This window comes from Paraburkholderia sp. JHI2823 (assembly GCF_038900695.1).
Classification (GTDB): Bacteria; Pseudomonadota; Gammaproteobacteria; order Burkholderiales; family Burkholderiaceae; genus Paraburkholderia; species Paraburkholderia mimosarum.
Map to the genome: position 1 here is coordinate 1 of NZ_JAYMRY010000079.1, position 11,047 is coordinate 11,047.

At 57.4% G+C, this 11,047-nt stretch carries 8 protein-coding genes and 4 pseudogenes; 4 read left to right on the forward strand and 8 right to left on the reverse strand.

The annotated features are described in order from the left end of the window. Positions 1-90: 90 nt before the first annotated feature. The 3 genes and pseudogenes from VSR34_RS36630 to VSR34_RS36640 all read right to left on the reverse strand — a co-directional run. Positions 91-534: pseudogene (locus tag VSR34_RS36630) on the reverse strand (IS110 family transposase); the annotation flags it as partial. A gap of 256 nt (positions 535-790) precedes the next feature. Next, positions 791-1,990, reverse strand: a complete 1,200-nt coding sequence (locus tag VSR34_RS36635) for a pectate lyase (RefSeq protein ID WP_342965024.1) — start codon at positions 1,988-1,990, stop codon at positions 791-793. A gap of 190 nt (positions 1,991-2,180) precedes the next feature. Beyond that, positions 2,181-2,414, reverse strand: a complete 234-nt coding sequence (locus VSR34_RS36640) for a hypothetical protein (protein ID WP_342965025.1) — start codon at positions 2,412-2,414, stop codon at positions 2,181-2,183. A gap of 1,110 nt (positions 2,415-3,524) precedes the next feature. Here VSR34_RS36640 and VSR34_RS36645 point away from each other — a divergent pair. Further along, the gene (locus VSR34_RS36645) at positions 3,525-4,811 is read left to right on the forward strand and encodes a cytochrome P450 (RefSeq protein WP_342965026.1); all 1,287 of its coding nucleotides are present in this window, start codon (positions 3,525-3,527) and stop codon (positions 4,809-4,811) included. A gap of 428 nt (positions 4,812-5,239) precedes the next feature. Here the strand turns inward: VSR34_RS36645 and VSR34_RS36650 are convergent, their stop codons facing one another. After that, positions 5,240-5,440 carry a cold shock domain-containing protein gene (locus VSR34_RS36650; RefSeq protein ID WP_342965031.1) on the reverse strand — a complete coding sequence of 67 codons (201 nt, stop codon included), beginning with the start codon at positions 5,438-5,440 and terminating at the stop codon, positions 5,240-5,242. A 125-nt stretch (positions 5,441-5,565) separates the two neighbouring features. Between VSR34_RS36650 and VSR34_RS36655 the strand changes: the two genes are divergently transcribed. Together VSR34_RS36655 and VSR34_RS36660 are read left to right on the forward strand one after the other, a co-directional pair. Further along, positions 5,566-5,742, forward strand: coding sequence for a transposase DNA-binding-containing protein (locus tag VSR34_RS36655; RefSeq protein ID WP_342965027.1), 177 nt, complete (start codon positions 5,566-5,568; stop codon positions 5,740-5,742). Positions 5,743-5,975: 233 nt separating this feature from the next. After that, positions 5,976-6,560: pseudogene (locus VSR34_RS36660) on the forward strand (IS21 family transposase); the annotation flags it as partial. Positions 6,561-6,836: 276 nt separating this feature from the next. Here the strand turns inward: VSR34_RS36660 and VSR34_RS36665 are convergent. The 4 genes and pseudogenes from VSR34_RS36665 to VSR34_RS36680 all read right to left on the reverse strand — a co-directional run bounded on the left by VSR34_RS36665 (position 6,837) and on the right by VSR34_RS36680 (position 10,836). Beyond that, positions 6,837-7,106 carry a hypothetical protein gene (locus tag VSR34_RS36665; RefSeq protein WP_342965028.1) on the reverse strand — a complete coding sequence of 90 codons (270 nt, stop codon included), beginning with the start codon at positions 7,104-7,106 and terminating at the stop codon, positions 6,837-6,839. Between the two features lie 124 nt (positions 7,107-7,230). Further along, the gene (istB, locus tag VSR34_RS36670; protein WP_342965029.1) at positions 7,231-7,980 is read right to left on the reverse strand and encodes an IS21-like element ISBmu3 family helper ATPase IstB; all 750 of its coding nucleotides are present in this window, start codon (positions 7,978-7,980) and stop codon (positions 7,231-7,233) included. A gap of 15 nt (positions 7,981-7,995) precedes the next feature. After that, positions 7,996-9,549, reverse strand: a complete 1,554-nt coding sequence (istA, locus tag VSR34_RS36675) for an IS21 family transposase (RefSeq protein ID WP_342965030.1) — start codon at positions 9,547-9,549, stop codon at positions 7,996-7,998. 324 nt (positions 9,550-9,873) lie between these two features. Beyond that, positions 9,874-10,836 (reverse strand): annotated as a pseudogene (locus tag VSR34_RS36680) (IS5 family transposase). A gap of 123 nt (positions 10,837-10,959) precedes the next feature. On the opposite strand from VSR34_RS36680, the pseudogene VSR34_RS36685 reads away from it, so the two are divergent. Next, positions 10,960-11,047, forward strand: a pseudogene (locus tag VSR34_RS36685) (IS5/IS1182 family transposase); the annotation flags it as partial.

The window sequence follows — 11,047 nt, forward strand, 5'->3', positions numbered from 1 at the left end:
TGCGCATCTTCTCGGCGAAAAAAGCAAGAATCTACGCAGTTCGAAGTGAAGTTAACATTTTGGTCAACCCGAGCGTTGCGCGTAAACGTCAAGACCCCGCGAAGCAGCCTGATTTCTGCAACAACGCCGCTCTTCGACGAACCCCTGCCGGGTTCGGTGCAGGCAAAGCGGCGGCTGTTGATGTTCGTCTTTCAGCGGCACGAAACGCATGCTCGGTCGCGTCACCGCTTCGCAGATCGCAGCAGCATCCGCTGCGTCATTCTTGCCGCGCTTGCCCGACATGCGATAAGGCGCAACGAGTTTGGGTGCCATCAGTTTGACAGTATGGCCGTGCTGCTGGAACGCGCGGGCCCAATGATGTGCACCGGAACACGCTTCCATGCCGATCAGACACGGCGGTAATTGCGCGATCAAGGTCACCAGCTGATCCCGTGAGACCCGCGGCTTGACCAGCGTTGGTTTGCCGGCTTCGTTCACGCCGTGGACGGCGAATACATTCTTGGCAAGGTCGATTCCGATGGTCACAATAGACATGGACTTCCCCTCTTGTTGGTGTTGATGAAGGTCGAGAACTTCATCATGGCACGTTGATGCCGATTCGCGGCTTCCGCCGCAGCGTCGGGACGCGGAAGTCCCTTTCATTCGTTTAGCCCACCGCGTTATACACATCTCGGACTACGCGAGTTCATGGCGCAGTCCGCGTAGAGTTTCCGCTGCCGTCATGACGCGCTCCAGACCTTGCCATATCGTCTTTGCGTAAGCGGTCGATGGATTGCTGCTTATAGTGTGCCTACCGAGGACCAAAGATCTGCACAGCTTGGAGAACAGACGAGGCTATTCTGGCACGATACGTGTAACTAACTGGCGCAACTGTGAAAGCGTCCCCCTTTGCCGATACGCCGGTGGTCCGGTCGTAGAGGTTAGCGTTTTCATAAAAAGAATGGGCGTCACCCGACGAATCCAAGCCAACCTGAATGCTTCGGTTTGTCCTGAAAAAATAGTTCTTTTCCGAATATACAACGCTGCCGCTGCCAATCTGCAGGGCGGTGTACTGTGTCTCGTCTGATCCGGTCGCCGTGAGGCCGGTGGGTGTCTCCCCGTTGTCGAAATAGTTGTTGTAGGCGTGAACCCAGCCCCGCAGCAGTGGACGTCCCTTCAGGTTCGGGCCGAACTGGTTGTGATGCAACGTGACATGCAGCCTATTACCTCCATATGAATAGGAATCGAGACGGTTTGCGCCCACAATCATCGCCAGACGCTCATTGGCCAAGTCCTGGTTTGTGCCCGTCCAGTTCCAGACGGGATCGGGGCGCATCTTCAGCCATTCGCTGGTGAAATAGAACTGGCTATAGGAAACCGTCACATTGTCCGACGACAGTGTCACGCTCATCAGGCCGTCGCTCGTATCATAGAAGGCACAATGGTCGATCCACGCATTGTTGACCCGGCGCAGCGACACACCTTCATAGTTGATACCGACGTTACTGGACGTGCCGTAAACTTGGGCAGGCAGAGCTTGGAGGTCCCGGATAACGCCATGGAAAGTGATGTTTCTGATCACGACATTTTCGATGTATTTGCCATCTGGCAGCATTTCTCCGTCAAATTTGAGCTGGATGTTTTTCAACACAGCACTGCCTCCATCTGCACCTTCGATCGTGGTGTTGTTCCAAGCGGTGCTAGCGAACGTGACCGTCGTCAGTCGTGGCCCGCCGTAGATTTCTCCTTTGACGAGAATGTGGTGCTGTCGGGCGTTAAATGCGGCCAGCAGATCAGCGAGGCTAGCTACCGTGACGGCGGAGTCGTTTGACCCGGTCGCCGTTGCGAACCCACCGGTGTTCGCCGACAGGCGCACGGGAATTGCTGTCTCATCGGACCGCGACCCTGTCACTGCTGAGGGGTCTGGCGCGGAAGGCGTCCCATGTTCGCTACAACCACAAATGCACAGCAGAGTCGCAGTCAATATAGTCATGAGATTTCGCAAGTTCATTCAGCTCTTCCATTCAAGAACGCAAAAGACGTGGGACCTGAAATAGGCGGATTCCGGCCAAGGTGCATTTGGTTCAAACGTTGGCGCACTCCGTCATCAGACTATGCGATATGACGCACATCAGCGATCCGAAACTGGACCGTATCAAAAATGCCAGATCTGTCGCATTAAGGCCCGTCAGCATAGCAGACTACCTTATTGCGACACCCATTAGCCGGCCGAAGTCAAGGCACAAATCTCTGTCCATCGGCGAATGGTCATGATGATGGGCATTTTCATCGTCATGACCATTCGCCGAAATTTCTTCCGTCATCTTGTCACGGCCGCCTGCAAGGTCGGGTATCGCATCCGTTTTCTCAAGCTGGTTGCGAACCGAATCGCACCAGACATCCATCGGGTTCAAGCATGCGGTGATGGAACTCACGCCTGCCCTGGCGGTTAGCCGCCCCAGAGAAACGTTGGTGCCGGACAAGGTCCAAAGGGTTTCTGCAGAACCATGGCTGTTGCGTGCGCAACGCCAGTCAGGAATGGCTCATTGTCCGGGCGACACGGTCATCTGCAAACAGCGGGGGCGCAAGAGGATGACCCAATCAGAACCATGGCTTCGCACCAGTCGCAATACTGGGCTCGGTCCCCTTGCACCACTGACCAGTGCATCGCTCATATGCTTGGTGAGAAACGACAGCTTGGCGCCCAGTATGACCTCGGCCGAGGAATATCCGAGATACAGACCGAATATCAGCCATGAATGCCATGCGCCTGGACGTGTCCAGTACGGACGCGCCAGACGCAGCATGCGCCTGAAAAATCGCCCGTTGATGCTGTAATCGCGCGGATCTTGAAGGGACTGGATGGGCAACACTATTGTGCCCCGCCGGTTCCGGCAGTCCCGCCGACCGTCATCCTGTCGATCCGCAGGGTCGGCTGGCCGACGCCGACCGGCAGGACGTCACAGGCCGGCAGCGTGGCCGACACTACGCCAATTGTCAGTTTTTTTCAGTGCGAGCATTTTGCGTTCTCCGCGTGGGTTGTCGTTTTCTCCACACGGTTCAGTTGGCGCCTCGCTGGCTGTCCGTCCCACCGCGCTTGCATTCAAGATACGACCGAGGACTTAAAGCTAACTTAAGCGAGGAAGGCAACCGCTCGCCCACTGTCGTCTTCACGGCATGATGGCCGCGCCGCGCGAAACGAATTGTTCAGAGCCGACTAATTATCTTAACTTCAGCATGAGACTCGCGCATTAATTTGCATACGTTCTGCCGCGCATCCGGAATATCGTCGATATCAATGAACAATGTTGATCTGGATTAAGGATGCCATGAGAAATCTAATATTATAATTACATATACCAGACGAAAATGGACAGCCACCACACCAACCACCACCCACGGGGAGCACACGCCTGCGATAAAGTTAAATCGCTCGGTAAGCATCAACTGAAAGGAGCTCTCTACATTAACAGACTGGATCATCGCGTAGACGCTTTTTCGTGCCGCGCATCCACTAACACGAACCTCACCTGGACTTCAACAGAATGCAAAAATATGACCTACCAAGAGAAATAGCGAACCGCATCGTCGATCCGAAGTCCCACACGGACATCGATGGCCTCCACGAAATTTACACTTGGGCACGCGCAAACAACCCTGTCGGGAGAGCGACGGCTGACGGGCATGACCCGTTTTGGGTGATTACAAAACACGCCGACGTCTCTATGATCTCACGGAATAATTCTCTATTCCACAATGGAGATTATTCTGTCGTGTGTCGCCCTAAGGCATCGATAGAGCACATTATATCCGCGACCGGTTCGCCGAACATTGTTCGATCGCTCGTGCACATCGACGGCGAAGAACACAAAAGTCTACGCGCGCTGACTCAATCCTGGTTCATGTCGAACAGTATTCTCAAGCTTGAAGGCCGCATTAGATCGCTAGCCCGTGCAATGGTCGCCAAGCTGCAGCAACACAACGGAAAGGTGATCGATTTTTCAGGCGCATTCGCGTCGCAGTACCCACTGCACGTAATCATGGATATTCTCGGCGTCCCTCAGGAGGATTTTCCTCGCATACTTGCACTAACTTACGAGATGTTCGGAAGTGAGGATACCGAATACACACGCGATACACTGCGCCAAGGCGACGCGAGCAGTGCGACGGGCAAGGCGCTCCTGTCTGTAGTTGACGACTTCAGGGAGTACTTCGAAAGCTTAAACGAAGCGCGCCGGAAGGACCCGCGCAATGATGTCGCGACTTTGTTAGCCAACGCGGTCATCAATGGGCAGCCTATCGATGACGTAACCCGCCTCGGCTATTACGTAATTATCGCTGCCGCAGGGCATCATACAGTGTCGTCGTCCACGTCGGTCGCAATGTGGGCATTGTGCCGCTTTATGGAGTTGCTACCACAGCTTCAGGCAAATCGATCGCTCATTCCACAGTTTATCGATGAATGCCTTAGATTCGCATCGCCGGTTCATCATTTCATGCGTACAGCGACTAACGACACTAATATCCGAGGCCGCAAAATTCGCAAGGGAGATTGGCTGATGTTGTGCTATGGCTCGGCGAACCGCGACGAAGAAGTCTTCCCTTCGCCATTCACATTCAATGTTGATCGCAAACCCAACCCACATATTGCGTTCGGTGTCGGCGGCCACGTATGCCTTGGTCAACATCTCGCGCACATGGAGATGCGGATTCTATTCGACGAGCTCATTCCGAGATTGCAACGCGCTGAGCTAGTGGGTGAGGTCGAATACATGGAGTCAAACTTCGTTTGTGGACCGAAGCACCTTCCCGTTCGCTGCATGTTGCAATAACAGAACCCGCGATATCCGGATGCACGATACAGCTAGCCGTGTATCGAACGAGCACGTCAATAACAGGGGTGGGATCAGAGCCCCGCGCATCCGGCATGAGGTGATAGGCCTACACCGAAAGCAGCCCAAGCCCAACCTTCGATCCGGACGCCATACACGACACCTATGTGACATTGACATGCCAAGCTGCGAGTTGGACGCTAGAAGCGTGCGCAGTGCCGGGATTGCATCGCGCCCTTGCGTTCCCGATGAGGACAGCTTCCGTATCACGCGCAGCGACCATTCCGCCGCTGTGTCACCTCGGCTATCAACCAGTGTTCGGTTTCAGTTCTCCTCGCCCAGATTAAACGCCACCTACAGGCGGGCACCTGACGCCGCATTTCGCCCACGTCTTGCTTACTCCCGCGGCATTACCAGAAAGCGCATGGTCAGAGTGGCCGGATGCTTATCGCCTGCCTGCCCTTGGGCCCGTTTTTTACTTCGAAGGTTACCCTTTGATTATCCTGTAGCGTCTTGAATCCCTCTATATGGATATCAGAGTAATGCACAAACAGATCGCAGCTTCCGTCGTCTGGCTGAATGAATCCGTACCCTCTTTCATTGTTGAACCATTTAACCCATCTCGTTATACAGAAGTGGTGCAGTAGCAGCTGTTCGTCCGAAAGCGCATTGAGCGATGCACACATTGAGCGATGCACCGGCGTGATGGGGGTTGTTAACGGCCAGAATTTCGCGTTTACTCTCTACTTTTCGAATGCAGATTCGTAATGAGCCGGGAGCGTGGGTGGACGCGGAATTTGAAACACTGGATCTGGGTGACCCGAGGCGCGATCGTCGCGCGAAGGAATTGCTAAAGCGGTTTGCAGCGCAGACTTCGCCGTCGCGCAGCGAACGGGAATTACCCGATCACGGGACAGCGACACTGTCGTGATCGAGCCAGGCCATCGCTTCGCACAGTGGCATCAACTGGAGACAGGCGAGCCAGAAAGTGGCGAAGCCGACGCTGGGGGGCGCCAATTATGTTGGCCGGTCGTGACGTTTGTTTTGGCCTGTGGTGAGGAGTCGGAGGCGGCGTAGCCGCCGGAGACGACGAGCCACCGGCGGCGCCGCGTCGGCGGGGCAATAGGATGGCTGATCGATTCTTAAAGAAGAAGCGGTCAGCACATGTCTGGAACCCGCATCACCGATCAACAGGTTCGCCTCTACATGAACAAGCGCAAACACCATCCGCAGGAACTCGCGGCCGCCAAGGCAGGAATAAGTGTTCGCAGCGCACGCCGCATCGAGCGTGACGCGACGTTGCCATCCCAGAAGCCGCGGCGCTCCTGGCGTACGCGTCCCGATCCGTTCGCCGATGTCTGGGACAGCGAGGTCGTGCCGTTGCTGCGTAACGCTCCCCATCTGATGGGCATCACGATCCTGCGCAAGCTGCAGGATGATCACCCGGGCTGCTATCCCGACAGCATGCGGCGCACGCTGGAACGACGCATTTCTCAATGGCGGGCGCTCGAAGGTCCCAGCCAGGAGATCTTCTTCCCCCAGGAGCATCAGCCCGGCGTGCGCGGGCTGTCTGACTTCACCGATATGAGCAAGTTGTGCGTGACGATCGGCGGCGCACCGTTCGAGCACCGGCTGTATCACTTCGTGCTGGCGTTCTCGCGCTGGGAATATGCCTGCGTGGTTGAGGGTGGCGAGAGCTTCGAATCCCTCGCCAACGGTTTGCAGAACCCTCTATGGCAGTCGGGAGGTACCCATCCGTCAGTGGCCGCGCAGTTCTACTCGCTGGTGATATAAGGATCTCTAATGAAATCGATCGGACTCGTCCCCTCTCCGTTATCGCGACAGAACCCGCTGGCAACGGTGAAGCTGTATCTCGCGCTGGGCGGAAGGCGACGACGCAACTGCCGCCCCGACGGCCGACGCCAATGTGTTTGATTGATGCGCCCACGTGAGGTCTGCAGGTGGGGCGTGCAGGAGCGGCAGATCCCGGTGAGGTATATCCCCGACGAAACCGATCGATCGATATCAAAAAATCTTCAGGATATGAAAATAAATTTCATGCCTAGAAAACTCGTGATTGGTGATATTGTGATATTGATCCACATTCGAAACAGATTTGACTCGTTCAGGTTGATACTTGACGGTCGTCGGCGCCGATGATGGCTCGCTGACCAACGATTCGATTAGAAACTCTACATTAGGGCTGCGCTGATCAAGCCCGGTAAACACGACTGGTTGCGACCAAGGCATGTGTAAAATTTTGAGATCGCGAATAACAGCCATAAAAGCGGGCATTGCAGCTCATGTTGAGCCCCTTGAGTGCGAATTTCGGGGAAGCTGAACGCCCGTTTCGGTGAAGTCGAACAGGCCAGGAGGGAGGTGCTGCGTAGTGCTTAGATTGTACTGCGGGTGTTCGAGATCAGGCTACTTTTTGATCAGGTGCGTTCTTCTTGCGCATCGAATCGCCCTTCAACGGAAGCTTGTGAGCCTGATGGACGAGGCGGTCGAGGATTGCGTCGGCGAGGGTCGGGTCTTGCAGCCAGGCGTGCCAGTGTTCAAGGGGCAGTTGGCTTGTGATGATCGTGGATCGCGTGCCGACGCGATCGTCGAGCACTTCGAGCAGATCGTTGCGCGCGCCCTGGTCGACGTCCTGCAGTCCCCAGTCGTCGAGCAACAAGACGTCCATCTTGGCGAGCTGCGCGAGCCGACGTGTGAAGCTGCCGTCGCCGTGGGCGATCTTCAATTCCTCGAACAGCCGCGCGACGCGCACGTACAGCACGGAGAAGCCCTGTCGGCAGGCCTGCTGGCCGAAGGCGCAGGCAACCCAGGTTTTTCCGGCACCAGTTGGCCCCGTGAGGATGAGGTTCTGTGCATTGCGGATCCAGTCACAGCCGGCGAGCGTGGCGACCATACCCTTGTCGAGCCCACGGCTCTGCCGGTACTCGATGTCCTCAATGCAGGCTTGGGGATTCTTGAGTTTCGCAGACTTGAGCAATCGCTCGAGCCGGCGGGTATCGCGCCAGGCGATCTCACGATCCACGACCATGCCGAAGCGTTCCTCGAACGACAGGCTCGTGCTGGCCGTCAGCGCGGCCTGTTCCTCGAACGCGCGAGCCATGCCGTCCAGCTTCAGGGCCTTGAGCTGGGAGAGGGTTTGCTGCATCAACATCGTGACCTCCTTGGGTCAGTGGTAATACTTGGGCCCGCGCACGTTCTCGTGCAGGGGCGACTGCCATTCGGTGGCCCCGCTTTGTGGCAGCGGTTGCTTGTCGGAGCCGGTTTGCAGGATGGTGCGCACGGACCGCTGGGTTGGCGCGCCAATCACGAGTGCGCGCTGGCACGCCGCTTCCAGCCTCTCCTTGCCGTATTTGCGCGACAGCGACAGCAGGCCCAGGCACGCGCGGTATCCCATTTCTGGGTGCGGACGGTTCGTCAGCAAATGCCTGACGACCGCCTCGGCGCTGACGCCGATCGATGCGCCCCAGTTCAGCAACCGGCTCGGTGTCCATTCCATGTGGGCGCGGTAAGCCGCAGGCATATGCTCTGCCACGGTGGTGTACTTCCCTTTGAGCCGACTGCGAGCGTGGGCGGCGACGCGTTTGCCGCCATGCAGGATTTCCACACCGTAGCGCGTCACGCGCGCGTGGACTTCCTGGCGTACAAGGCTGTGCGGCGCGCTGTAGTAGTGGCCATCGACCTCGATATGCGAGTCAATGTTGATGCGGCACTTCTGGAAGGTGGCGATTTCGTAGCGGCGCGTCGGCAGCGGGCGCAGCGCCGGTTTGTCGAGTCGCTCGAACCACTCGCGCCGAGTGCCATCGAGCTTCTTGAACGGCCGCGTATTCAGATCGTTGATCAACCCAGCGATCGCCTTGTTCAGTTCGGCCAGACTGTAGGACCGGTGATTCCGGAGGCGGGCAAGAATCCAGCGTTCGACGATCTGCACGCCGACTTCGACCTTCGCCTTATCCTTCGGCTTGCGAGGGCGCGCCGGCAGCATCGCGGTATCGTAATGGCTCACGAAGTCCTGCGTGGTCAGGCCGAGCGTGGGTTCGTAGCGGTCGGCGTTCGAGATCAGTGCCTTCGGGTTGTCGGGCACGAGCAACCTTGGCACGCCGCCATAGAACTCCATCGCGTCAATGAGGCCGCCGATCCAGTCGGGTGTCGCTTCCGAGCGCGTGGCGCAGGCATACGTGTAATTCGATGCGCCGATCACGGCGACGAAGATGTGAGCCTTGAACGCAACGCCGCCGTCGCGATCGAGAACCGGTACCGTTTGCCCGGCGTAGTCGGCGAACAGCTTCTCGCCCGCGTAGTGTTGCTGGGGCATCGACCGCTTCAGCGTCTGCGCCCAGTCCTTGTATCGCTGACAGAACTGCGTGTAGCGCAAGGTCCGCTGGCCGGGATTCGCGGCGACGTACTCTTCCCACAGCAACTGCAACGTCACGCCTTTGCGGCGCAATTCCCGGTGGATCCAGGCGCAGTCTGGCTCTATGCGCTTGCCTGCAGCCGTCGTCGGAACACTGCCGTTGACGAGCAACTGCTCCAGCTCTGCCTCGGACAGCGGCTCGATCTTCGCCCAGTCCAGGCCGGCCGAAGCGGCAAGCTGCAGATATTGGGTAATGGTACCGAGCCCGACGCCGAGCGCGCCGCTCACCTGCCGGTGAGACAGATTACAGGTCCATTTCAGGCGAAGCACATCTTTTATTTTGCGCATGGTCGTCCGGTGAGCCGGCATCGTCGGTTTCTCCCAAAAGGAGCCACCTTAACCGCCGGCCGATTGAGCCATCCGCAGTACCGCCAACCGAAACCGCACCTTTCGTTTCGGTCCACCGAACACGCATTTCGGCGGGCTGAACACCGATTTCGGGAAGATGAACACGCGTTTCGGAGCACCGAACACCAATTCCGGAATTCTCCGAAACCGTTCGACTTCAACCGAAACGGCTGTTCATATTCCTCCGGAAACACTGTTCGACTTCAACCGAAATCCGTGTTCGGCTTCGCCGAAATACGCACCCTTGAGGGGCTCTGCACGGGCTCTTCGCCCGTCTTTGGCCCTCTACGGGCGCACCTGTGCCGTCGAGCGACCTCGCCACATGTAAAGATTGGCCAGTGCGAGCGCAACGAAAGCGCGATCGGCGTTTTTCGCCAGCCCGCGATAACGAACCTTTCAGCCGCTTCACGACCGCGAACACGTGCTCGACCCGGGCACGGATCTTCGGCTTGTTGCGGTTCTTGCGGCGCGCCACCTCGTCGACGATGTCCTTGCGGCGCGTGCGCTTGTTGGTGAAGTCACGTGCCTTCGGGGCCTTACTGTGAATCAGTGCTTTCTGGCTCGCGTAAGCGCTGTCACCGTAGATGCGTTGCTCGTCACCGTGCAGCAACCGTGGCAGCGGATGTTGTCGTGTACGTTGGCGGCCGTCACGACCGCACTATGAGCCAGCCCGATCTGACTGTCCACACCGATATGGAGCTTCATGCCGAAATACCACTGCTGGCCTTTGCGCGTCTGATGCATCTAGGGGTCACGTGCCTTCTCCTTGTTCTTCGTCGACGAGGGCGCACCGATCAGTGTGGCGTCGACTATCGTGCCACTCTTGAGCGTTGCTCCCCGCGCCTGCAGCACCACGCCCACTTCCGCGAAGATTCGCTCGCCCAGCTTGTGCTCTTCCAGCAGATGCCGGAATTTGAGCAGCGTGGTGGCGTCCGGAACCGTTTCGCTGCCAAGGTCAATGCCAACGAAACGGCGCAGGCTGAGGCTGTCGTACAGCGCCTCTTCGCATGCAACGTCGGCAAGATTGAACCAGTGCTGCACAAAATGAATTCGCAACATGCGCTCCAGCGCAAGCGACGGGCGACCATTGCCGCGTTTCGGATAGAACGGCTCCACCACTGCGCACAGCTGCGCCCACGGCACGATCGTGTTCATCTCATCGAGAAACGCTTCGCGTCGCGTAGGTTTGCGCTGCGCACCGAATCCCGCGCATTGATCGACAGCCATCGCCAGTGTCAGTTGTTTCATCGTCTTACGCTTTCGCCGTTACATGCTCGCGCTATAACGCATGACAGTCGTGCACGGTGGACTTGATCAGCATTGCCTTAGACAGTGTTATGAACTTTCGGCCAGACCTGGTACCCTGGCGGGATGAAAAAACGCAGACCCTACCCAACGGATGTATCGGATGAAGAATGGTACTTCGCCGCTCCATACCTGACATTGATGAATCAGAACG

Bases quoted from the DNA above. Each gene is read 5' to 3' on its own strand.
- VSR34_RS36635 (WP_342965024.1), bottom strand. From the start codon at position 1,990: ATGAACTTGCGAAATCTCATGACTATATTGACTGCGACTCTGCTGTGC.
- VSR34_RS36645 (WP_342965026.1), top strand. From the start codon at position 3,525: ATGCAAAAATATGACCTACCAAGAGAAATAGCGAACCGCATCGTCGAT.
- VSR34_RS36655 (WP_342965027.1), top strand. From the start codon at position 5,566: ATGCAGATTCGTAATGAGCCGGGAGCGTGGGTGGACGCGGAATTTGAA.
- VSR34_RS36665 (WP_342965028.1), bottom strand. From the start codon at position 7,106: ATGCCCGCTTTTATGGCTGTTATTCGCGATCTCAAAATTTTACACATG.
- istB (WP_342965029.1), bottom strand. From the start codon at position 7,980: ATGTTGATGCAGCAAACCCTCTCCCAGCTCAAGGCCCTGAAGCTGGAC.
- istA (WP_342965030.1), bottom strand. From the start codon at position 9,549: ATGCCGGCTCACCGGACGACCATGCGCAAAATAAAAGATGTGCTTCGC.